Below are 22018 nucleotides of genomic sequence, written 5' to 3' on the forward strand. Positions count from 1 at the left end.
CGCCGTTCCGCGAGCGGCCCCAGCCGGCAGGCGATTTACGGCGCCGTCCGGACATAAAATGGGGGTGGCTAAGGAGCAGTCGGAGATGGACGGCAAGGGTCATCATTCGGGGCTGGTTTTTCCCCCGGTGGAACATCAGGAACTGCCCGGCGCCCCCGGCCGGCGAGCGCGGGCGGTGGGCGGCGTGATGGCGGCATCAGCGAGGCGCCTCCTGACGGCACTTATCGTGGGCCTCGCCCTCCTCCTCGGTTTCGTTCCCGCGGCACACCGCGCGCAGGCCGCCCCGCTGAACGGTCACGACATCTCCTGGCCCCAATGCCCGACGGCGGTGGGCGGCTTTGGCCTTCCCCTTCCGCCCGCGTCATCACAGTTCGTCGTGATCGGCCTGACGAAAGGGCTGCCCTTCACCGAGAACCCGTGCCTTGCCAGCCAGGTGGCCTGGGCAAGGACGAACGGCAAGCCGGCGCAGGCCTATACGATGGCGGCCTTCCCCACCCCGGCACAGCTCTCCACCTACCGCACGCAGGGACCGTGGTCTTCCGGCACCAGGACCGGACAGCTCTCCAACGTCGGCTACGCGGAGGCGCGCTTCGCGGTGGCCAGCCTAACCCGGGCCGGCTTTGCGCCGCGGGTGGTGTGGATCGACGTTGAGCCCCGGCCCGCCCAGCCATGGCCCACTGCCACGGCCCTGCAGCAGCGTGAAAACCGCTACCTCATCGAGGGCCTGATGCGGGGCCTGCGCGACGCCGGATTCTCGTACGGCGTGTACTCGTTCGCCTCCGGCTGGGCTAGCATCACTGGCTCCTGGCGTCTCTCCGGCGTCCCGGTCTGGGCCACCGCAGGCCGCCTCGATTTCCCCTCTGAGGCCCTGGATCTCTGCAGGAAGGCCAGCTTCTCCGGCGGCCGCGTCTACCTTTCGCAGTGGTACGACGACGTGCGGGACTACGACCTGACGTGCGACCCCTACGCCTTCACTCCGCTGCCCGTTCCGGCGTCCACCCTGTCCAGGGCGACGGCAGACTTCAACGGGGACTGGAAGAACGACGTCCTCGCCCGGGTAACCGCGACGGGCGATCTGCGGATGTACCCCGGGACCGGGCTGGGCGGCAGGCTGCCCGGCGTCCGCATCGGCAACGGCTGGAACGTGTTCAACGCACTCGAAACTCCGGGCGACTTCAACGGCGACGGCCCGCTAGACGTCCTGGCCCGGGAAGCATCCACTGGAAAGCTGTGGCTCTACCGCGGCAACGGGACGGGAGGATTCCTGCCCCGCGTCCAGACGGGCAACGGCTGGAACATCTTCAGCGCCATTTTGGGTCCCGGTGACTTCAACGGCGACCAGCGCGTGGACGTCCTTGCGCGGGAGGCGGCTACCGGAAACCTGTGGCTCTACCCCGGTAACGGCACCGGCGGATTCCTGCCCCGCGTCCAGGCGGGCAACGGCTGGAACATCTTCAATGCCGTCGTGGGTCCCGGCGACATGAACAACGACGGAGCCTCCGACGTGCTGGCACGGGAAGCGGCCACCGGGGATCTCTGGCTCTACCGCGGCAACGGCACCGGAGGCTGGCTCCCCCGCGTGAAAGTGGGCAACGGCTGGAACTCCATGACCGCCGTCGTGGGCCCCGGCGACTTCAACGGCGACCGCAACCCCGACCTGCTGGCGCGCGACGGCGCCGGCGTCCTGTGGCTCTACCCCGGCAGCGGATCCGGCACATTTCTTCCCAGGGCGCAGGTGGGCCCCGGTTGGAACGGCCTGGCCCCGATTTTCTAGGCCGCACAGCGCCTCCCATTAGACCCGCGGTGACAAGCATTTTACGTGCGTGAAACCCACCGCAGTTCCGTGCGCTTTATGTTGTGTGGACAACGGCATTCGTCGGTCTCAGCAAGATGCCTCATCCCGATTACGAGTGGAGTTCCCGTGAACGCTGGAGATGTTGCCTGGATCCTCGCAAGTTCCGCCCTGGTCTGCATGATGATTCCCGCCCTGGCCCTTTTTTACGGTGGCATGGTGGGATCGCGCCGGATCCTGAACATGATGATGATGTGCTTTGGCGGGGCCAGCCTGGTGGCAGTGCTGTGGGCCCTGTTCGGTTATTCGATGGCCTTTGGCAATTCCGTGAACGGCATGGGCCTGATCGGGGACATCACGCAATACGCCGGCCTCGAACCCGTGCTGGCGGATGATCCCGAGGCTGCCCTGCCCGCAGCGCTTTTCACTGCCTTCCAGCTGTTCTTTGCCTGCGTCACCACCGCACTGGTCGCCGGGGCAGCCGCGGGCCGGATGAAGTTCGGGGCCTGGATGGTGTTCGCCGGAGTGTGGGCCACGCTGGTGTACTTTCCCATTGCGCACTGGGTTTTCGCCTTCAATTCCGCGGACGGCTCGGTGACGGGCGGCTGGATAGCAAACGGCATCAAGGCGATCGACTTCGCCGGCGGAACAGCCGTCCACATGAATGCCGGCGCCGCGGCCCTCGCCCTGGCGCTGGTCCTGGGCCGGAGTTCCGGCTGGCCCAAGATGGAGCACACCAAGCCGCACAGCCGGCCCCTGGTGCTGGTGGGCGCAGGCCTGCTCTGGGTCGGATGGTTCGGATTCAACGCCGGCTCCGCCCTGACGGCCGGACACTCCGCGTCTGTCGTGTTCCTGAACACGGCCGTGGCGGCGGCTGCTGGCCTCCTCGCTTGGGCTCTCGTTGAGCGGATCAGGCACGGCGCAACCACCAGCATGGGCGCGGCCTCCGGACTTGTCTCGGCCTTGGTGGCCATCACGCCCGCCTGCGGCGCCGTCAGCCCGCTCGGGGCGGTTGCCATCGGCGCCATTGCCGGAGCGGTCTGCTCGCTGGCCATCGAATGGAAGTTCCGCCTCGGGTTCGACGATTCCCTGGACGTGGTCGGCGTGCACCTGGTGGGCGGCATCATCGGCACGCTCCTGATCGGCATTTTCGCCACTGACAGCGCGCCGAACGGGGTCAGCGGCCTGCTGTACGGCGGAGGGCCGGAGCAGCTGGGCATCCAGGCCATCGCCACGGTGGCCGTGCTGGCCTATTCCTTCGGCCTGACGTGGGTCATCGCCAAGGTCATGGACGTCACCATGGGACTTCGCATCCACGAGGAGGACGAGCTGCGCGGCATTGACCTGGCCGCACACTCCGAGTTCGCCTACCTCACGGACGAGGACCCGGTGAACCTGGGGTCCTCCGCCCGCCCCTGAGCCCGTCGAACTGCCGGCATGCGTGAACTAGGGTCCGGTTGAAGAGAACGGCGGAAACCGATAGTTTGGTCTCAGCCCCTCCGCATTCCCCCAAGTGCGGAGTGGCTACCCAGAAGAACCCCGCGCCGGACGATTGGCGCGGGGTTCTTCGTCTCTAGGCTGACGCGGTGGACGTGCCGGAGGGCTTCCGCCGCGGTGAGGACCGCCGTCGCATCCACGGAATCCGCCGTCAGCCCTGCAGTTCCTTCGTGAAAGCCAGCGGCCCGATCGTTTCGGGGTCGGCCGCCAGGTCAAAGCGCGGCGTGTACCCGGTGTTCAGGTACAGGTGCTTGGCCTCGGGCTGGCGGGGGCCTGTGGTGAGGTAGACGCTCCGGTACCCGCGCGCCGCCGCCAGGTGTTCCAGTTCGGCCAGGACCCGGCGGGCAAGGCCGCGCCGGCGGTGCGCCGAATGCGTCCAGATGCGCTTGAACTCCGCCGTCTGCGCGTCGTACCGGCGGAACGCCCCGCCGGCCCCGGATTCACCGTTCTCCTGGATGATCAGCAGCGCCCCGGCCGGGGCCCGGAATTCCGCCGCCGGATATTTGCTCAGTTTCGCGGCGGCCGAGCCCCGGCCGAACAGGTCGCCGTAACGGGAGTCGTACTCGACGGCGAGCTCGTCCAGGAGCGGCCGGACCCGCGCGTCGTTCATGGGCAGTTCCAGGACAGTGAGGGCGGCGTCCGGCGCCGCGGGCTGCGGCGGGGCGGTTTCCAGGTGCATGATCAGGCTTTTCGGCAGCGGCGGTAGCGGTTCGAGACGGAGAAAGATCAGCCAGCACGGTGAGGATCCGTCGCGCCAGGGCATCGTTCTCACGGAACGGCGCGGCCGTTGGTGCCCGGCGGGAGCTTATGCGAGCTGTCTTTCCACGGTCAATGAGTAGCCGGTCCCGGGCTGTACCGGGCGGCCGGGCATGGCTCTAACCCAGGGCCGGGGCGATGCTGATGACGTAGAGAACACCTGTGATGTTGCCGATCCTGAAGGTTGCCTCGAATGGCCACCGAGATTGCCTGAGGCTGGTCCGCGCAGCCGATCGCCGGCCTGCGCCCGTCCATTCGCCCATTGCCCACAGTGGCAGGAACTCCCTCTGGCGAACCGCAAGGGCTGCTGCGTGAAGGCTGCACGCTACGGCGGCCAAAGGCCAAAGGCCGGCAAATCCTGTCAGAACGGGAAGTGTGGCGCAGAGGACAAGCATGAGAAGGCAGACCGCGAGTTCGACTCCGTCGAGCAACCAGTTGTAGCGCGAGTCCACACCGCGCGCCCCGGTGATGCGTTCCGGCAGTGCGCTCTTCAATACAGCGAGCATGATCACGGCTGCGACCAGGCCGTGGAAAAGCCCGCTAGGCATGGGCAATTCCCGGTGTAGCCACACTCGAAGGACCACGGCCCGAGATCACGGTTCATCCTCTCAGGGTCGCGCCCGCCCGTCCATTGACCGGGACAACGAGGTTCCGCCCGGCGCCAGGCTTCAGGCCGGCCGTTACTGAAACTGCCTGCCGGCGGCGGCGCGGTAGCTCCCGAGCACGTCGGGGGCCGGGGTTGCGGTGACGACGGCGGCCCTTGCGGCCTGCCAGTCAGGGAAGGCGCCAAGAAGCACGCCGGCAGCCTGCCGGGCGGCGCCGTCGGCCACGTACTCCCCCGGCTCCGGCACCACGACGGGCAGGCCGAAGGTGGCCGCCGCCACCTGCTGGACGGCCGCGGACCGCGCGCCTCCGCCAACGAGGATGATCCGCCCAGCGGAAACCCCCAGGTCCGTAAGCGCCTTCAGCCCGTCCGCGAGGGAACAGACAACTCCCTCGACGGCGGCGCGGGCCAGGTTCTCCGGCGTGAAATTCTGCAGCGTCATTCCGTGCAGCGAGCCCGTCGCGTCCGGGAGGTTGGGGGTCCGCTCACCCTCGAAGTACGGCACGAAGGCCAGGCCGCCGGCGCCGGGACCGGCCGAGAGCGCGAGCTCGGAAAACCGCGGCAGGCTCACCGAAAGCAGGGCCGCGGTCGCATCCAGCACGCGGGAGGCATTGAGGGTGCACACCAGGGGCAGGTAGTGCCCCGTTGCGTCAGCAAAGCCCGCAACAAGACCGGCGGGATCAGCCGTGGGCCTGTCGGCGACGGCGAAGACCGTGCCGGATGTCCCGATCGAAACCACGACGTCGCCCACTCCGGCGGCCACGCCGAGCGCCGCCCCGGCGTTGTCCCCCGCGCCGGGGCCGATCAGGGCGCCGGCGGGCGTGGCGAAGTCGCTGGCGAGCGGCGCCAGGACCGCAGGCAGGACGGGGATGTGCCCGAGCGTGCTCTCGAGCACATCGGGGAGATAGGCGCCGGTAGGGGGTGACCAGTAGCCGGTTCCGGAGGCATCCGAGCGGTCCGTCCGCAGTGCGGCCAGGCCCTCCGCGCCGCTTCCGGGTCCGAACCCGGCCAGCCGCCAGCTGAGCCAGTCGTGCGGGAGGCAGACGGCGGCCGTGCGGGCCGCGTTGTCCGGTTCGTTCTCGGCCAGCCAACGCAGTTTGGTGGCCGTTATCGAAGCGACCGGTACCGTGCCGGTGGTTCTGGCCCAGTGCAGCCGGCCAGCTTCGTCGCTCCCCCGGCCGGCTTCCTTGATCAGGGCCGCTGCGGAGGGCGCGGAACGCGTGTCGTTCCACAGCAAGGCGGGGCGGACCACCTCGCCGGACGCGTCCAGGCAGACCATCCCGTGCTGCTGGCCGCCCACTGATATGGCGGCAACGCCGTCGAGACCGCCCGCCTGGGCGATCGCTTCCTGCAGGGCCTCCCACCAGGCGTCGGGGTGCACCTCGGTGCCTCCCGGATGCGGGGCTGACCCGTGGCGCACCAGCGCACCGGTCTCTGCGTCACGGATGACGACCTTGCAGGATTGGGTGGAGCTGTCCACTCCGGCGACCAGGGGCATGGGACTATTCTTTCAGTCGGGGCCCCGCCAGGACGGGGGGCTGGTGCCGCCCGGCCCGGAGGAGCGGGCCCGGCGGCGGTTCAGGATTCCAGTATCAGCGGGCGCCGAGCAGGTGCTCAATGGCGAGCTGGTTGAGGCGGACAAAGGCGAACGAGCGCTGGGCGGCTGCGTCGGCGTCGAACTCCGCGAAAGCGGACGCGTCAGCCAGCAGATCCGCGGAGGTCTCGCCGGCAGCAAGCGTGGGTTCGCCGAGTTCGAAGACACCGGAGGTCTTCAGAGCCTCCTGGACGTCGGGGTCGGCACGGAACGCCAGGGCGCGTTCCTTCAGCAGCAGGTACATGGCCATGTTGGACTTCGCGGATTCCCAGACGCCGTCGTAGCCGTCCGTGCGGGAGGGCTTGTAGTCGAAGTGCCGCGGGCCGTCGTACTTGGGGCCGCCGTTGGGGAAGCCGTTCTCGAGCAGGTCCACCGTGAAGAACGCGCTGGTCAGGTCGCCGTGGCCGAACACCAGGTCCTGGTCGTACTTGATGCCGCGCTGGCCGTTGAGGTCGATGTGGAAGAGCTTGCCCGCCCACAGTGCCTGCGCGATGCCGTGCGTGAAGTTCAGGCCGGCCATCTGCTCGTGGCCGGTTTCCGGGTTGAGGCCCACGATGTCCCCGTGCTCGAGCTGGGCGATGAAGGCTAGGCCGTGGCCGACCGTGGGCAGGAAGATGTCGCCGCGGGGCTCGTTGGGCTTGGGCTCCAGGGCGATCCGCAGGCCGTAGCCCCTTTCCTTGATGTAGGCCGCGGCCGTATCCACGCCCTCCTTCATGCGGTCCAGCGCGGCCGAGAGGTCCTTGGAACCGTCATATTCGCTGCCTTCGCGTCCGCCCCACATGACGAAGGTTTCGGCGCCCAGCTCGGCCGTCAGGTCGATGTTCTGCAGGACCTTGCTGAGTGCGAACCGGCGGACGGAACGGTCGTTGGAGGTGAAGCCGCCGTCCTTGAAGACCGGGTGGCTGAACAGGTTGGTGGTCACCATCGGGGTCTTCAGGCCGGTCTCGGCCAGGGCTGCCTTGAAGTTCTTCAGGATCAGTTCGCGCTCGGAGGACGTGGCATCGAAGGGGACCAGGTCGTTGTCGTGGAAGGTGATGCCGTAGGCGCCGAGTTCACTGAGCTTGTGGACGGCCTCCACCGGGTCCAGGGCCGGGCGGGTTGCGACGCCGAAGGGGTCATTGCCGGTCCAGCCGACGGTCCACAGGCCGAAGGTAAAGCGGTCTTGCGGGGTTGGCGTAACAGCCATAGTGAGCACCTCATTGGGCTAGCAGGAGTGTGGTTTCGGAAAGGAAACGAATTAGTATGGAATCTGAACTATATGGCTTGTGGTGAACTTGGGTCAACAGTTTTTGGCACTGAGCCGAAAAGAAACAGCGGAAGGGCAGAAGATGCGCGGGGTAAACAGTGCAGGGTGAGGCTCCTGGCCGGGTGCAGGATGTGCGGCGGCAGAACCTGGCCGTGGCACTGGGCGCCATCCAGCGCACGGAACGCTCCACCCGCGCCGAGATCGCCGCACGCACGGGCCTGACCAAGGCGTCGGTTTCGAGCCTCGTCGCGGGCCTGCTGGAAACCGGACTGGTCGAGGAAGTGGGGGTTACGCGCGACGGCGAGCGCGGCCGGCCCGGCAGCGGGCTCGTGCTCAACCGGCAGCGGGGGGCGCTGGGCGCGGAGGTCAACGTTGACTACGTGGCTGCCGGCGTCGTGGACCTGCTCGGTGAAGTCCGCGTCCACGAAGTGGTTGAGCGGCAGGCGGGCGGCAGCCCGGATGAGGTGCTCGGGGAAATCCGTGCACTGGCGCGGCGGGTCACCACGGCAGCCGAGGCCGACGGGATGGTGCTGCTGGGCGGAGGGCTGGCGGTGCCCGGCCTCGTGGATCCGGCACACGGACTCGTCCTGACCGCACCGAACCTCGGCTGGCGAAACGCCGACCTGGCGCAGGATCTGGAGGCACTGCTCCCCGGGGCGCCGCTCGGCGTCGTCCTTTCGAACGAGGCCAACAGCGCAGCCATGGCCGAACTCTGGTACGGCCACGGCTCCTCCTTCCGGGACTACCTCTACGTCTCGGGTGAAGTCGGCGTGGGCGGCGGACTCATCTTCGGGTCCGAGCTCTTCACGGGCCCGAACGGGCATGCCGGCGAGGTTGGGCACCTCGTGGTCCAGCCCGATGGCCAGCAGTGCAGCTGCGGGGGCCGCGGATGCCTGGAGACGGTGGCCGGACAGCACGCGATCTTCTCCGCGGCGGGCATCGACGGCACCTCGACTGCCGACCGGATGGCCGCGCTGCTGCTGGCCCTCGAGGCGGGCTCACCGGAGGCGGCCCGGGCCGTGGAAACGGCCGGCCATTATCTGGGCGTGGCCCTCGTGTCCGCCGCCCGCATGGTCAACGTGTCCGCGGTGGTCCTGGGCGGGCATTTCGCCGGCCTGCAGCAGTGGATCAGGCCGAGTTTGCTGCGGAGCCTCGGCACCTACGCCCCCGGCGTGGTGCCCCCGGACGGCGTCGCCTTCTCCGACCTCGGGCAGACGGCGGCGCTGCGCGGGGCGGCGGGAGGCAGGCTGCGCGAGGTCTTTGCCAGTCCGCATGATCTGCTGACCTGACCGTTCAGGGCCCGTTCAGCGGGGCGGCCGTCAGCGGGGCGGAGCAGTCGACTCGCGGACCACAAGGTGGGTGGCCAATTCCACGCGGCGGGAGTCCAGCAGCTCACCGCGGGCCTGCCTCAGCACGAAGCGGAGTGCAGCCCGCCCCATCTCCTGCAGAGGCTGCGCCACGGAAGTCAGTGCGGGCACCGCCTCCTCGGCCTGGAACGTGCCGTCGAAGCCCGCAAGACTCAGATCGTCAGGTATGCGGATGCGCTGCCGGCGGGCCTCGGCAAGCACGCCCAAGGCGATGCTGTCACTGGCCGCAAAGATCGCCGTGGGACGTTCATCCAGTGCCAGCAGCTTCCGCAGGCCGCGCACGCCATGCTCCGGACGGAAAACGCCCGGGATGATGTACTCGTCATTCACCGCCACCCCGCTTGCCATCAGCGCGGCCATGTAGCCGTGCAGGCGGGCCTGGCTGCATTCGGCTTCCGCCGGGCCGCCCAGGTAGGCGATCCGGCGGTGTCCCAGCTCCAGCAGGTGGGCGGTGGCGGATTTTCCGCCCGCCCAATTGCTCGCACCGACACTCACCACGTCGCCCGGCGGCGGGTTGAGCGGATCGATGACGACGACGGGAATGTGCCGCCGGTAGAACGCGTCGAGCTGCGCCTCCCCAAACGCAGAAGTCACGACTATCAGCCCCACGCGGCCTTCGTCCAGGATGCGCTGGGCCCGCCGCTCGGGAGTCAGCTTTGATGCCGACTGCCGCCCGGTGACGTTCAGCATGACCTGGACATCCTCGACGGCGGCGTGTTCCATCACGCCGTTGAGGACCTCCACGGCGTAGGCGGAATTGAGGGAATCGAACACCACTTCCACGGTCGGCGTCCTGCCCTCTGCCGTCTTGCGCTGCAGGGGAGACTGGTACCCCGTCTGCTCAAGCGCGGCCAGGACCCTGGCCCGCGTGCCGGCCGCAACGTCTTCCCGCCCGTTAATGACCTTCGAGACGGTGGGAGCCGAGACTCCGGCTTCCCGCGCGACGGCAGCAAGTGTTGGCCTGCCCACGCCCTGAACTGTTGACACAAGAACTCCCAGAGGTTTCGAAAAGTTTCGACACAAACAGTTTGTCCTGCGTGGCCCATAAGGTCAACCATTCAATAGTCAACGTTCTAAACTTTTTTCCATTTCGGTCTTGACCGGTGATCTGGGTCACCGCTACTTTGGGTTGCACGAGTCGAAGGTTTTACGAAATTTTTCGGAACCCCAGACCTCACCAAATCATCATCAGCGGCTGAGCGGCCTCCCCTTGGACGGCCAGCCTGCCAGCTCTCACACCCGGGCAATCAGCGCCGACCCCGGAGGACGGATGAAAGACCAGATGAAAACCCGTAAGTTGCGCACCGCCGTCATGGCCATCTCTGCCGCAGCACTGTCCGTCAGCCTGGCGGCGTGCGGTTCCAGCGGCCCCGCAGGTTCCACTTCCGCAGGTTCCGGCACCGCCACGATGTGGGGGCTGACCGGCGGCAACCAGCCGGTGCTGCAGAAATCGGTGGCGGCCTGGAACAGCGCGCACGCCGACCAGTCCATCAAGCTGGACTTCTTCGCCAATGATGCCTACAAGACGAAGGTCCGCACGGCCGTGGGCGCCGGCGAGGGCCCCACCTTCATCTACGGATGGGGCGGCGGTGTCCTGAAGTCCTACGTGGATGCCGGCCAGGTGGAGGATCTCTCCGCGTTCATCAAGGACAACCCCGAGGTCAAAGACCGCTACCTTCCCTCCGTCCTGAAGAACGGTGAAATCGACGGCAAGACCTACGCCCTGCCTAACAACAACGTCCAGCCCGTCGTCCTGTACTACAACAAGGAAGTGTTCGACAAGGTCGGAGCCGAAGCGCCCAAGACCTGGGACGACATGATTGCCCTGGTGCCGAAATTCAAGGAGGCCGGAATTGCGCCGTTCTCCCTGGGCGGGCAGTCGAAGTGGCCTGACCTGATGTGGCTGGAATACCTCGTCGAGCGCATCGGCGGCCCCGAGGTCTTCGCCAACATCGCCGCAAACAAGCCCAACGCGTGGTCCGACCCCGCCGTGAGCCAGGCACTGACCAAGATCCAGGAACTGGTCGACGCCGGCGGCTTCGTCAACGGCTTCTCCTCCATCGCGGCCGACAGCAACGCGGACCAGGCACTGCTCTACACCGGCAAGGCTGCCATGGTCCTGCAGGGCGGCTGGATCTACCAGGGCATGAAGAAGGACGCGGCCGACTTCGTGAGCAGCGGCAAGCTCGGCTTCACCACCTTCCCCACCGTCGCGGGCGGTAAGGGCGATCCCGCCAACGTCGTGGGCAATCCCTCCAACTTCTGGTCGATCTCCGCCATGGCCACGGACGAGCAGAAGAAGGCGGCACTCAACTACGTCAAGGACGGCATGTTCACTGACACCGACACGGACGCCCTGATCAGCTCGGGGGCTGTGCCGGTGGTCAACGGCATCGAGAACAAGCTCGCGGCGTCACCCGACAAGGACTTCCTGACCTTCGTCTACGGCCTGGCCAAGGAGGCCCCGAGTTTCACCCTCTCCTGGGACCAGGCGCTGAGCCCCGCCCAGGGCGATGCGATGCTGTCCAACCTTGACCAGATCTTCCTCAAGAAGATCACCCCCGAGCAGTTTGTCTCCACGATGAACGCCACGATCGGAAAGTAGAGCCGTGGCTGCAAACAGTTCCGTCCCCCGGGCGGTCCGCGACGCGGGCCCCTCGGGGTGGCTGGCAGTGCCGGCCCTCGTCTTCTTCCTGGTGTTCGCCGTCGTACCGCTGGCGGGCGTGGTTTTCCTCAGCTTCACGAGCTGGGACGGGCTGCGTGAGATCCGCCTTGACGGCCTTGGCAGCTGGGCGACCGTCCTCACCGACCCGGTCACAGGCAACGCCCTGCTGGTGACCGCCAAGATCATGTTCTTTTCCTTCATGGTGCAGGCGCCGGTCAGCCTCTTGCTGGGGGTGTTCACGGCCGGCGGCCAGAAATACCGGGCAGCACTCGCCGTCCTCTACTTCCTGCCCCTGCTGCTGTCGTCGGCCGCTGTCGCGATCGCGTTCAAGGCTCTCCTGGACCCCAACTTCGGCCTCGGCCCCGGGCTCCAGGTGCCCATCCTGATCCAGGACTGGCTCGGAAACTCGGACCTGGTCCTGTTCGTGGTGGTGTTCGTCATCGCTTGGCAGTTCGTTCCGTTCCACACGCTCATCTACCAAGGCGGCGTGCGGCAGATCCCCACATCGCTGTATGAGGCGGCCGAAATCGATGGCGCCGGACGCGTCCGGCAGTTCCTGAACATCACCCTGCCCCAACTGAAGTACACCATCATCACCTCCTCCACCCTGATGGTGGTGGGGAGTCTGGCTTACTTCGACCTCATTTTCGTCCTGACCGGCGGAGGCCCCGGCTATAGCACCCGGCTGCTGCCGCTGCACATGTACCTGACCGGCTTCAAGGCCAACGACATGGGCGCCGCGAGCGCCCTCGGCGTCATCCTGATCGTCATCGGACTCGGCCTCGCCCTGCTCCTGCAGCGCCTGGGCGGCAAGAACCGGAACGCAAGCCAATTGGAAGGAGCCTGATGGCTTCCACGACTTCCACGACACAGCTTCCGGTTCCCCCGGCGGCACCCGTCCGCACAGCGGCGGCTCCCCGTCCGGACGTCAGGCGTGCCTCACGTTTCCGGCCGAACCTCCTCGGCGGCCTCGGGGGCTGGCTCTGGCTCGGCGTCATTATCCTGCCCATCTACTACGTGGTGATCACCAGCCTGAAGAACCAGGCCGGATTCTTCGCCAGCAATCCCATGCTGCCGCCCGCCGAACCCACACTGGACAACTACAAACTGGTCCTGGAAAACGACTTTGTCCGGTACTTCACAAACAGCGTCGTGGTCACGCTGGGCACGGTCATTCCGGCGCTGTTTGTCTCGTTCATGGCCGCCTACGCGATCGTCCGCGGCAAGGGCCGATTCGTGAACTGGACCAACAACCTCTTCCTGCTGGGGCTGGCCATTCCCCTGCATGCCACCATCATTCCGATCTACTGGATGATCACCCGCGCCCACCTGTACGACACCCTGCTGGCGCTGATCCTGCCGTCCATAGCGTTCGCCATTCCGGTCTCGGTGCTGATCCTCTCCAACTTCATGCGCGACGTGCCCAATGAACTTTTCGAGTCAATGCGGCTGGACGGCTGCTCCGACTGGGCCATGCTGTGGCGCCTGGCGCTGCCCATGACCAAGCCGGCCGTGATCACGGTGGGCATCTACAACGCGCTGCACGTCTGGAACGGCTTCCTCTTCCCGCTGATCCTGACCCAGAGCCCGGGCACCCGGGTACTGCCCCTCTCACTGTGGACCTTCCAGGGCGAATTCAGCGTCAACATCCCGGCAGTGCTGGCGTCCGTGGTGCTGGCCACCCTGCCGCTGCTGGTGCTGTACGTCGTGGCCCGGCGCCAGCTGATCAGCGGCCTGACCGCAGGCTTCAGCAAATAGATGCCCCGGTGGTCGAGCTTGTCGAGGCCCGGTTTCGACAAGCTCAACCACCAGAACCCGACCACCAAAAAACCGAAAGGACCACTCTTGACTGATACAAAGCCGCTGCGGGTCGGCATGGCCGGTTACGCGTTCATGGGTGCCGCCCACTCACACGCCTGGCGGACCGCGCCCCGTTTTTTCGACCTGCCCCTGCAGCCGCACCTCACGGCGGTTGCCGGCCGGAATGCCGACGGCGTCCGGGCCGCCGCCGGGAAACTGGGCTGGGAGTCGGCCGAAACTGACTGGCGGCGCCTGATTGAACGCGACGACATCGACCTGATCGACATCTGCACCCCCGGCGACACCCACGCCGAAATCGCGATCGCCGCCCTTGAGGCCGGCAAGCACGTGCTGTGCGAAAAGCCGCTGGCCAACTCCGTGAACGAGGCGGAGCGGATGACCGCCGCAGCCGAAGCGGCGGCAAAGCGGGGAGTCTTCGCCATGTGCGGATTCAGCTACCGCCGCACGCCCGCGCTTGCGCTGGCCAAGCGGATGGTGGAGGAAGGCCGGCTGGGAACCATCCGGCACGTACGCGCCCAATACCTGCAGGACTGGCTGGCCGACGAGAACGCGCCAATGACCTGGCGGCTGGACAAGAGCAAATCCGGCTCCGGCTCCCTCGGCGACATCGGCGCGCACAGCATCGACACAGCCCAGTGGCTCACCGGCCAGAAGATCAGCGGTGTTTCGGCGCTACTGGAAACGTTCGTGCCCGAGCGGCCCCTTGCCGGGAACCTGGTGGGGCTTGGCGGGCAGGGCGACGCCGGCGCTGATGCGCCCCGCGGAGCCGTGACCGTTGACGACGCCGCGATCTTCAGCGCCCGTTTCGACGGCGGCGCTGCTTCAGCTGGCGCAGTCGGTGTCTTCGAAGCCACCCGGTACGCTCTCGGCAGGAAGAACGCCATGCGCCTGGAGCTGAACGGCACCAAGGCATCCCTCGCCTTCGACTTCGAGGACATGAACGTACTTTCCTTCTACGACGCAGCCGAGTCCCCCGACGCCGGATTCCGCCGGATCCTCGTGACCGAACCCGAGCACCCCTACGTGGGCAAGTGGTGGCCCACCGGCCACGGCCTGGGCTACGAGCACGGATTCACCCACCAGGTGGTGGACCTCGTCAACGCGCTGGGGCAGCAAAGGCAGCCGGAACCGTCGTTCGCGGACGCCCTCCAGGTCCAGCAGGTGCTCGCCGCCGTGGAATCCAGCGCCGCCAATTCCAGCCAGTGGCAGACGGTCTAAGCGCATGAACACAGAACAGGAAAGCACGATGACCCGACCCATTACGCTGTTCACCGGCCAGTGGGCCGACCTGCCGTTTGAGGAGGTGGCCCGGCTCGCAGGCGAGTGGGGCTTTGACGGGCTGGAGATCGCCTGCTGGGGCGATCACCTGGACCCGCGCCGCGCCGCCGAGGACGATGGCTACGTCCAGGACCGGCTGGACATCCTGGAAAAGAACCACCTGCGGGTCTTCGCAATCGCCAACCACCTGACCGGCCAGGCGGTGTGCGACGACCCGATCGACCAACGCCACCGGGATATCCTCACTCCGGAGGTCTGGGGCGACGGCGACCCCGAAGGCGTCCGTTCCCGCGCCGCACGCTCCATGATGGACACTGCCCGGGCCGCGGCCCGGCTTGGGGTGAAGACCGTCACCGGCTTCACCGGCTCCTCGATCTGGAAAGCCGTGGCGATGTTCCCGCCCGCGTCCGAGGCCATGATCGACGCCGGGTACCGGGACTTCGCGGACCGCTGGAACCCGATCCTTGACGTGTTCGATGAGGTTGGAGTGCGCTTCGCCCTGGAAGTCCACCCCTCCGAAATCGCCTATGACTACTGGACCACCAAACGCACCCTCGAGGCCATCGGGCACCGGCCGGCCTTCGGGCTTAACTTCGACCCGTCACACTTCATCTGGCAGGACCTGGACCCCGTGATGTTCCTGCAGGACTTCGCCGACCACATCCTGCACGTGCACGTGAAGGAATCCGTGCGCCAGCTCGACGGCCGCAACGGCCGGCTCGGCTCGCACCTTCCCTGGGCCGACCCGCGCCGCGGCTGGGACTTCGTGACCGCCGGGCACGGCGACGTGCAGTGGAACAGGATCTTCCGGACCCTGAACGCGATCGGCTACGCGGGACCCACCAGCATCGAATGGGAAGACGCCGGCATGGACCGGCTCACCGGGGCACCGCAGGCCCTGGCCCTCGTGAAAGGCCTCGCCGCCATCGCCCCGCCCGCCGCCGCATTCGACGCCGCCTTCGCCGCCCGCTGAGCACCACCCGATGACCATCTTCCGCCGGCCACCGGCCGGCGCTCATCAAAGGAACCCCATGACAGAACGCAAGACCGCCCTCGTGGTCCGCGGCGGCTGGGACGGGCACCAGCCCTTCGAAGCCACCGAACTTTTCATCCCCTACCTCAAAGACACCGGCTATGACGTCCGCGTCGAGGAGTCGCCCAAGGTCTACGCCGACGCGGCCTTCATGGCCGGGGTCGACCTGATCCTGCAGTGCATGACCATGACCACCATCGAAAAGGAGGAGTTCGCGGGCCTGCGGACCGCCGTCGAAAACGGCACAGGCCTGGCCGGCTGGCACGGCGGCATCGCCGACTCCTACCGCAACAACTCGGACTACCTGCACCTGGTCGGGGGCCAGTTCGCCTGCCATCCCGGCAAGCACCCGGACGAATGCACCGGAGAGCAGCCAGACAATTACGTGCCCTACACCGTGAACATGCTTCCCGCCGCCGCCAGCCATCCCATCACCGAAGGCATCTCCGACTTCGACCTGGTCACCGAGCAGTACTGGGTGCTCTCCGACGACTACATCGACGTTCTGGCCACCACCACCCAAAAGGTCCGCGAATGGGACCCCTGGCACAGGGAAGTCACCTCCCCGGCCATCTGGACGCGGCAGTGGGGCCAGGGCCGGATTTTCGTCGCGACCCCCGGCCACCGCGTGGAAATCCTCCAAGACCAGAACGTACGCACCATCATCGAAAGGGGCCTGCTGTGGGCAAGCCGTTGAAAGTAGGAATCATTGGCTGTGGCGCCATCATCGCCCAGTACCTCACCAATTTCCGCCGACTCGACCAGATCGAATTGGTAGCCGTGGCGGACCTGGATCCCGCGCGCGCCCAGGCCGTCGCCATGGACTACGACGGCGTCCGTGCCGTCTCCGTGGAGGAACTGCTCGCCGCGGACGACGTCGAACTGGTGCTGAACCTGACCATCCCCGCCGCGCACGGCGAGGTTGCCCTGAAGGCCATTGCCGCCGGGAAGAGCGTCTACGGCGAGAAGCCGCTGGCGGCCGCCACCGCCGAGGCGCGGCAGGTCCTGGACGCTGCCCGCGAGGCGGGCCTCGCCGTCGGCTGCGCTCCTGACACGGTGCTCGGCACCGGGATCCAGACCGCCCGCAAGGCGATCGACGACGGCCTGATCGGCGCGCCGGTCTCGGCCACCGCCACCATGGTGACCCCCGGTCATGAGCGGTGGCACCCGAACCCGGACTTCTATTACCAGCCCGGCGGCGGCCCCCTGCTGGACATGGGCCCCTACTACGTCACCGCCCTGGTGACCCTGCTCGGCCCCGTGGTGTCGGTCATGGGCGCCGCCAGCCATACGCGCAATACGCGCACCATCGGCTCCGGACCCCGCCAAGGCCAAGAGGTCCCGGTGGACATCGACTCCCATGTCACCGGCGTCCTGGTCCATGCCTCCGGCGCGCTCTCCACGTTGTTCATGAGCTTTGACGCGGTAAAGTCCACGTCGCCCAACATCGAGATTCACGGGGAACTCGGATCGCTGGTGGTGCCGGATCCCAACCACTTCGACGGCGACGTCCAGCTGTTTCCGCTGGGCGCCGACGCGTGGGAGACCCTGCCCGTCTCGGCCGGCTACGTTGACTCCGGCCGCGGCTTCGGCATCGCCGACCTAGCCTCCACGCCGCCAGGCGCAGAGCCGCGTGCCGGCGGGACGCTGGCGTACCACGTCCTCGAAATCATGGAATCGGTCCTCGAGTCAGCCCGCAGCGGGGCAGCGGTAACCATCCAGAGCACTGCCGCTCGGCCGGACGCCGTCGAACTGACCGTGCTGTCCAGCGAAACGGTGCTGTCCAACTAGACGGCGGGGCTGACAGCAAGAATCCCCGCCGGATGGTCCCGGCGGGGATTCGTCGTCGGCGGGCCTATTTCTTGGGCAGGCCCGCCGGGTTCAGTTCGGCCTTCTGCACGGCCTCGGAGGAGAGGCCCCAGCGGTCCAGGATCTTGGCGTAACTGCCGTCCTCGATCAGGTGGTTCAGTCCGGCCTGGGCTGCGGCCGCGAAGCCGTTGCCCTTCTTGGTGGTGGCGGCAATGCTGGCCTTCAGCGGCCAGCCGCCGTCGACCAGGCCCACGAGCTTGGTCTTGGCGTCGCTGGCAGCCTTGTAGGCGGCGGTGGCGTTCGGTCCGAACGTCAGGTCCGCCCTGCCGGACTGCAGCGCCAGGTTCGAGGCGGAGTCGTCGTCGTAATACTGGAACTCAACCGGCTTGAGCCCCTTCGCCTTGTTCTCCTCGTCCCAGCGCAGCAGGATGGCTTCCTGGTTGGTGCCCGAGCCGACGATGATCCGCTTTCCGGCGACATCCGCCGCGGATTCGACCTTGGTCACCTCGCTGTCGCTCTTGGCGTAGAAACCCAGTTTGTCGTCCCGGTAGCTCGCGAAGTCGTACTTCAGCTTCCGTTCCTCGGTGACGGTGACGTTGGAGAGGACGGCCTCGTACTTGCCGGACTCCACGCCAAGCGGCCAGTCCGCCCACGCGGTCGGCACGATCTCAGCCTCCAGACCCAGCGCCTGGGCGAGCGCGACGGCGATGTCCACCTCGTTGCCCACCGGCGTCTTGTTGTCGGTTGCGTAAACCGCCAGGGGCGGCGCGAACGGGCTGACAGCCACCGTCAGCTTCCCGTCCTTCTTGATGGCCTCCGGAACGAGGGCGGCCGCCGCCTCGTCCACGGTGACGGGGACACGGTCCTGCTGCGGGGACAGGTTGAAGGTCTTGGCTCCGGAAGAGCCCGAGGAGGGTGCGGGGGCATTTTCAGCCGCGGTGGCGCCCGGATCCGAGCAGGCGGACAGGGCCAGCAGCATGGTGGCCGCGAGAGCCAGGCTGACACCCGGCCTGAGCGTGCCGGCGCCGGATTTGAGAGTGTTGCGGGCCATGATTTTCCCCTTGGAAGTAGCGGCTGAGGTTCTTGTGGCAGCAACTATCCGGCAGCCGAAAAACCCGGTCAAAGCGCCCCGAAACGGTGGGATACACGGCGTAACGGCGGTTCATCCCGCGTCCGGCGCCGTCATGTCCCCTGTCCGCCCGCCGGCAAACGGCTCTAGGCTCGACACTATGAACAATCACTTCACGGACGAACGGGACAGCTACGGCAGGCTCCTGCTGGACAGGGAAGTGTGGCGGCAGGCCACCACGCTTGCCGCGGCGGGCGAGCTGACCGCTCGCTGGCTGGAAGGCAAGAGCCAGTACCAGGCGGGCACCCTTGCCCCGAGCTTCGACGCCGAAACCGGCCCCATTGCCGCGCAGCTGGCCGAGATCAACCGCAGCGGGTTCTTCACGAAGGAATCCCAGCCCGGCCTTCCGGCGGATGCCGGTCAGGCCCAGCGCCAGTACGTGACGGGCTTCTGCTCGCCCGAGTCGGCGCGGCTCCTCCTGCAGCTTTCGACGCAGACGGAGCTCGTTGCCGTCGCCCACGCCCCTGGTGAGATGAGCAATGCGTCCATTCCGGTTTCGCTGGACGGCGACGAGGTGGTCACCGTCCTCGGGACCAGCGAGAGCCCGATCGAATCCGAGCAGATCCGGGACTGGGCCGAGGAAAGCAACGAGACGCTTGCCCTGGTCCTTGCCGACTCCTGGTACATCGAGCTGCTCGACCCCGTGTGGGGGCGGAACGACCGCCTCCTGGCTGCCGTCCTGAACACCCTGAAGGCTGCGCCGGACGCTGTTTGACGCTTGCGGCTCCCGGTGAAATTTGACGGTTTGCGACTCGCGGTGAACGTCCGCGACCTCCGGTGAATCTCTGCTACGGCGGCCGTTGTGGGCGGCCTGAGGCCCTACGTAACCTCAGTCCAACACCCCCAACACACCCCCGAAGGAAACACCATGTCGACCTCAAAGGACAACGCGGGATCCACCCGCATCGCCGCGGGCGAGACCCGCAGCCCCAAGTACTCCCGCCGGCTCAAGATCGGCGTCGCCGTCGGCGTCCTTGCCGTCCTCGGCGCCGGCGCCGCCGTGGCCTCCACGGCCGCCCAAAACACTGAACCGGCAGCCGCCAACACCGCAGCCGCCACCAGCCCGGCCGCGGAGCTGAAGCTGGGCTACTTCGGCAACATCACGCACGCCGCCGCCCTGGTGGGCGTGAAGCAGGGCTTCATCGAGAAGAACCTGGGCGGCACGAAGCTGTCCACGCAGGTGTTCAACGCCGGGCCCGCCGCGATCGAGGCGCTGAACGCCGGCGCGATCGACGCCACCTACATCGGCCCGAACCCGGCGATCAACTCGTTCGTCAAGAGCAAGGGCGAGTCCGTCAGCATCATTGCCGGCGCGGCGTCGGGCGGGGCGCAGCTGGTGGTCAAGCCGGAAATCAAGACGGCGGCGGACCTGAAGGGCAAGACCCTGGCCTCCCCGCAGCTGGGCGGCACGCAGGATGTGGCGCTGCGCGCCTGGCTGGGCAAGCAGGGCTACAAGACCAACACCGACGGCGGCGGGGACGTCGCGATCAACCCCACCGAGAATGCCCAGACATTGAAGCTGTTCCAGGACGGAAAGCTCGACGGTGCGTGGCTGCCGGAGCCGTGGGCCTCCCGGCTGGAGCTCCAGGCCGGCGCGAAGGTCCTGGTGGACGAGAAGGACCTGTGGGACGGCTCGCTGACCGGGAAGCCGGGCGAGTTCCCCACCACCATCCTGATCGTGAACAGGAAGTTCGCCGCCGAGCACCCGCAGACCGTGGAGGGCTGCTCAAGGGCCACGTCGAGGCGGTGAAGTGGCTCAACGACACCCCCGCCGCCGAAAAGGCCACCGAGGTGAATGCAGCCCTCAAGGAAGCCGCGGGCAAGGCGCTGCAGCAGGACGTCATCGACCGCTCGCTGCAGAACATCGTGTTCACCGTTGACCCGCTGGCCGGGACGTTCACCAAGCTCCTGCAGGACGGCGTGGACGCCGGCACCACCAAGCAGGCCGACATCAACGGCATCTTCGACCTCACCACGCTCAACACTGTCACCGGGCAGAAGACGTCCGCGGCCGGGCTCGGCAAGGACTGATCCGGCAAAGATGCGCCTATAACGCCGTCGGAACTTCCTCGAAGCGGTAGAGATCGTCGGCGGACTTCAACGCGTAGTGGAAGACCATGCCGCCGGGACTCTCCTGGCTTCCGATGTATTCGGCCGTCACCCACGGCTCCTCAGCCACCGCACCGGCCCACGCATGGGCTTCTTCCCAGTGAACGCTGGACGCCCTGCGGTCGGGATGAAGGTTCATGGCCACCGCCACGCCCACCGTGGCAGTCCCGTGAGCGGGAAGCCAGCGCGTGAAGCCAACGATCTGCACGGAGACGCCGGGAGTGGCCAGGCAGGGCCGGCGGGCCATGGTGGTGGCCGCTGCGTCCAGGCCTCCGGGGCCGATGTCCTGCCAGGTCAGGGCATGCACCTGGCTGCGGAAGAGATTCAGTTCCGCGCTGCACTGCGTCCGGATCCTGTGAACCAAAGCTGTGATCATGGCCCCCCGATTCAAGGAGGCGCTGGGCCACCCCGTTGATGCTTGTGGACCCACACAACCACCCGGGTACATACTTCTCAATGCCCTGCGACACCCACCGACTCAGGACGCAACACAGGTTAACGTGGCGCCGTGCAGCGTAAGGAACTGCCTAGACGTGCATCCGTGCCACGAAGCGGAACCTGTCGCCCCTGAAGACCGACTCGGTCCACTCCACGGGGCGGCCGTCCGGATCGAGGCCGAGCCGGTGCACCAGCAGCATGGGCGCCCCCATTTCGACGTCCAGCAACCGGACCTCTTCAGGGCCCGCGAGCTTGGTCTCCACCGTATCCTCGACCTCGCTGATGCGGATCCCGTAGTCCTCGCGCAGGGCAGAGTACAGCGATCCCCGGACCTCCACATTGCCCGCAAGACCCGGCAGCTCTCCCGCGAGGAAGGCCGTCTCGTGGGCAAGCGGTTCGCCGTTGACCAGCCTGATGCGCTCAACCCGGTGCACTCCGGCGCCCGGCTCCACCGCCAGCCGCTTGGCGGTCACAGTATCCGCCGGCACCTCGCTGATGTCCAGGATCCTCGCGGAGGCGGTCATCCCCTGGCTTGCCGCGTCGTCGGTAAACGACGTGAGCTGGCGGACGTGCGTCACCTTCGGCGGCGCCACGAACGTGCCCCTCCCCTGCGTGCGGTCCAGGCGGCCCTCCGCCACAAGTTCGCCGATCGCCTGCCGCACGGTGGTGCGGGACGTGCCGTATTGCTCGGCGAGCGCCCGCTCCGTGGGGATCAGCGTGCCCGGGACCGCGTCCTCGATGAGGGCCAGGATCTGCTCCTTGAGTACGTAGTACTTGGGCAGCGCGGCAGCGGCGGGGGTCTCCATGGATCCGATATTACCTATTGACAGGAAAATTGGTCTACGCCAAAATAGGAGAAATTGGTTTATACCAATCGTCC

Annotated in this window: 19 protein-coding genes and 1 pseudogene; 12 read left to right on the top strand and 8 right to left on the bottom strand. The window is 67.2% G+C overall.

Annotated elements, in window-relative coordinates:
- Positions 1–64 precede the first annotated feature (64 nt).
- Together J7I89_RS06535 and J7I89_RS06540 are read left to right on the top strand one after the other, a co-directional pair.
- Positions 65–1774, top strand: a complete 1710-nt coding sequence (locus tag J7I89_RS06535) for an FG-GAP-like repeat-containing protein (RefSeq protein WP_308159820.1) — start codon at positions 65–67, stop codon at positions 1772–1774.
- 147 nt (positions 1775–1921) lie between these two features.
- Complete coding sequence (locus J7I89_RS06540; protein ID WP_214968417.1) at positions 1922–3211, top strand: ammonium transporter; 1290 nt, start codon at positions 1922–1924, stop codon at positions 3209–3211.
- 229 nt (positions 3212–3440) lie between these two features.
- Here J7I89_RS06540 and J7I89_RS06545 read toward each other — a convergent pair whose 3' ends face one another.
- From J7I89_RS06545 to xylA, 4 genes are all read right to left on the bottom strand, one after another.
- Entirely contained in the window at positions 3441–3968 is a 528-nt protein-coding gene (locus J7I89_RS06545) for a GNAT family N-acetyltransferase (RefSeq protein ID WP_214968419.1), read from the bottom strand.
- A 196-nt stretch (positions 3969–4164) separates the two neighbouring features.
- Entirely contained in the window at positions 4165–4593 is a 429-nt protein-coding gene (locus tag J7I89_RS06550; protein WP_214968421.1) for a hypothetical protein, read from the bottom strand.
- A gap of 132 nt (positions 4594–4725) precedes the next feature.
- Positions 4726–6147, bottom strand: coding sequence for a xylulokinase (locus J7I89_RS06555; protein WP_214968423.1), 1422 nt, complete (start codon positions 6145–6147; stop codon positions 4726–4728).
- A 94-nt stretch (positions 6148–6241) separates the two neighbouring features.
- Positions 6242–7429: a xylose isomerase gene (xylA, locus tag J7I89_RS06560; RefSeq protein WP_214968425.1), complete on the bottom strand. Its 1188-nt coding sequence runs from the start codon at positions 7427–7429 to the stop codon at positions 6242–6244.
- 191 nt (positions 7430–7620) lie between these two features.
- Between xylA and J7I89_RS06565 the strand changes: the two genes are divergently transcribed.
- Entirely contained in the window at positions 7621–8778 is a 1158-nt protein-coding gene (locus J7I89_RS06565; RefSeq protein WP_308159821.1) for an ROK family transcriptional regulator, read from the top strand.
- Between the two features lie 30 nt (positions 8779–8808).
- On the opposite strand, the gene J7I89_RS06570 is transcribed toward J7I89_RS06565, so the two are convergent.
- Positions 8809–9843 carry a LacI family DNA-binding transcriptional regulator gene (locus J7I89_RS06570; RefSeq protein ID WP_214968428.1) on the bottom strand — a complete coding sequence of 345 codons (1035 nt, stop codon included), beginning with the start codon at positions 9841–9843 and terminating at the stop codon, positions 8809–8811.
- A 295-nt stretch (positions 9844–10138) separates the two neighbouring features.
- Between J7I89_RS06570 and J7I89_RS06575 the strand changes: the two genes are divergently transcribed.
- The 7 genes from J7I89_RS06575 to J7I89_RS06605 all read left to right on the top strand — a co-directional run bounded on the left by J7I89_RS06575 (position 10139) and on the right by J7I89_RS06605 (position 17444).
- Positions 10139–11461: an extracellular solute-binding protein gene (locus J7I89_RS06575; RefSeq protein WP_214968430.1), complete on the top strand. Its 1323-nt coding sequence runs from the start codon at positions 10139–10141 to the stop codon at positions 11459–11461.
- A 4-nt stretch (positions 11462–11465) separates the two neighbouring features.
- On the top strand, positions 11466–12368 hold the full coding sequence (locus tag J7I89_RS06580) for a carbohydrate ABC transporter permease (RefSeq protein ID WP_214968432.1): 903 nt from the start codon (positions 11466–11468) through the stop codon (positions 12366–12368).
- Positions 12368–13279: a carbohydrate ABC transporter permease gene (locus tag J7I89_RS06585; RefSeq protein ID WP_214968434.1), complete on the top strand. Its 912-nt coding sequence runs from the start codon at positions 12368–12370 to the stop codon at positions 13277–13279. The genes J7I89_RS06580 and J7I89_RS06585 overlap by 1 nt, the downstream gene beginning before the upstream one ends.
- 87 nt (positions 13280–13366) lie before the next feature.
- Positions 13367–14560, top strand: a complete 1194-nt coding sequence (locus J7I89_RS06590) for a Gfo/Idh/MocA family protein (protein ID WP_214968436.1) — start codon at positions 13367–13369, stop codon at positions 14558–14560.
- Between the two features lie 28 nt (positions 14561–14588).
- Positions 14589–15593 carry a sugar phosphate isomerase/epimerase gene (locus J7I89_RS06595; protein WP_214968438.1) on the top strand — a complete coding sequence of 335 codons (1005 nt, stop codon included), beginning with the start codon at positions 14589–14591 and terminating at the stop codon, positions 15591–15593.
- 58 nt (positions 15594–15651) lie between these two features.
- Positions 15652–16350, top strand: coding sequence for a ThuA domain-containing protein (locus J7I89_RS06600; RefSeq protein ID WP_214968439.1), 699 nt, complete (start codon positions 15652–15654; stop codon positions 16348–16350).
- Entirely contained in the window at positions 16335–17444 is a 1110-nt protein-coding gene (locus J7I89_RS06605) for a Gfo/Idh/MocA family protein (protein ID WP_214968441.1), read from the top strand. The genes J7I89_RS06600 and J7I89_RS06605 overlap by 16 nt, the downstream gene beginning before the upstream one ends.
- A gap of 64 nt (positions 17445–17508) precedes the next feature.
- Here the strand turns inward: J7I89_RS06605 and J7I89_RS06610 are convergent, their stop codons facing one another.
- On the bottom strand, positions 17509–18513 hold the full coding sequence (locus tag J7I89_RS06610; protein WP_214968443.1) for an ABC transporter substrate-binding protein: 1005 nt from the start codon (positions 18511–18513) through the stop codon (positions 17509–17511).
- A 178-nt stretch (positions 18514–18691) separates the two neighbouring features.
- Between J7I89_RS06610 and J7I89_RS06615 the strand changes: the two genes are divergently transcribed.
- Positions 18692–19306 carry a hypothetical protein gene (locus J7I89_RS06615; RefSeq protein WP_214968445.1) on the top strand — a complete coding sequence of 205 codons (615 nt, stop codon included), beginning with the start codon at positions 18692–18694 and terminating at the stop codon, positions 19304–19306.
- A 153-nt stretch (positions 19307–19459) separates the two neighbouring features.
- Positions 19460–20622: pseudogene (locus J7I89_RS06620) on the top strand (ABC transporter substrate-binding protein).
- 16 nt (positions 20623–20638) lie between these two features.
- On the opposite strand, the gene J7I89_RS06625 reads toward J7I89_RS06620, so the two are convergent.
- Together J7I89_RS06625 and J7I89_RS06630 are read right to left on the bottom strand one after the other, a co-directional pair.
- Positions 20639–21076, bottom strand: a complete 438-nt coding sequence (locus tag J7I89_RS06625; protein WP_214968447.1) for a hypothetical protein — start codon at positions 21074–21076, stop codon at positions 20639–20641.
- Positions 21077–21227: 151 nt separating this feature from the next.
- On the bottom strand, positions 21228–21944 hold the full coding sequence (locus J7I89_RS06630; RefSeq protein ID WP_214968449.1) for a GntR family transcriptional regulator: 717 nt from the start codon (positions 21942–21944) through the stop codon (positions 21228–21230).
- Between the last annotated feature and the right edge of the window lie 74 nt (positions 21945–22018).

This window comes from Arthrobacter sp. ISL-5 (assembly GCF_018613835.1).
In the GTDB taxonomy this organism is placed as follows: Bacteria; Actinomycetota; Actinomycetes; order Actinomycetales; family Micrococcaceae; genus Arthrobacter.

What these genes read in the sequence shown, in the direction of transcription:
- J7I89_RS06555 (WP_214968423.1), bottom strand. Translation starts at nt 6,147, where the DNA reads ATGCCCCTGGTCGCCGGAGTGGACAGCTCCACCCAATCCTGCAAGGTC.
- J7I89_RS06600 (WP_214968439.1), top strand. Translation starts at nt 15,652, where the DNA reads ATGACAGAACGCAAGACCGCCCTCGTGGTCCGCGGCGGCTGGGACGGG.
- J7I89_RS06630 (WP_214968449.1), bottom strand. Translation starts at nt 21,944, where the DNA reads ATGGAGACCCCCGCCGCTGCCGCGCTGCCCAAGTACTACGTACTCAAG.
- J7I89_RS06625 (WP_214968447.1), bottom strand. Translation starts at nt 21,076, where the DNA reads ATGATCACAGCTTTGGTTCACAGGATCCGGACGCAGTGCAGCGCGGAA.
- J7I89_RS06545 (WP_214968419.1), bottom strand. Translation starts at nt 3,968, where the DNA reads ATGCACCTGGAAACCGCCCCGCCGCAGCCCGCGGCGCCGGACGCCGCC.
- J7I89_RS06575 (WP_214968430.1), top strand. Translation starts at nt 10,139, where the DNA reads ATGAAAACCCGTAAGTTGCGCACCGCCGTCATGGCCATCTCTGCCGCA.
- J7I89_RS06615 (WP_214968445.1), top strand. Translation starts at nt 18,692, where the DNA reads ATGAACAATCACTTCACGGACGAACGGGACAGCTACGGCAGGCTCCTG.
- xylA (WP_214968425.1), bottom strand. Translation starts at nt 7,429, where the DNA reads ATGGCTGTTACGCCAACCCCGCAAGACCGCTTTACCTTCGGCCTGTGG.
- J7I89_RS06585 (WP_214968434.1), top strand. Translation starts at nt 12,368, where the DNA reads ATGGCTTCCACGACTTCCACGACACAGCTTCCGGTTCCCCCGGCGGCA.
- J7I89_RS06595 (WP_214968438.1), top strand. Translation starts at nt 14,589, where the DNA reads ATGACCCGACCCATTACGCTGTTCACCGGCCAGTGGGCCGACCTGCCG.
- J7I89_RS06550 (WP_214968421.1), bottom strand. Translation starts at nt 4,593, where the DNA reads ATGCCTAGCGGGCTTTTCCACGGCCTGGTCGCAGCCGTGATCATGCTC.
- J7I89_RS06610 (WP_214968443.1), bottom strand. Translation starts at nt 18,513, where the DNA reads ATGGCCCGCAACACTCTCAAATCCGGCGCCGGCACGCTCAGGCCGGGT.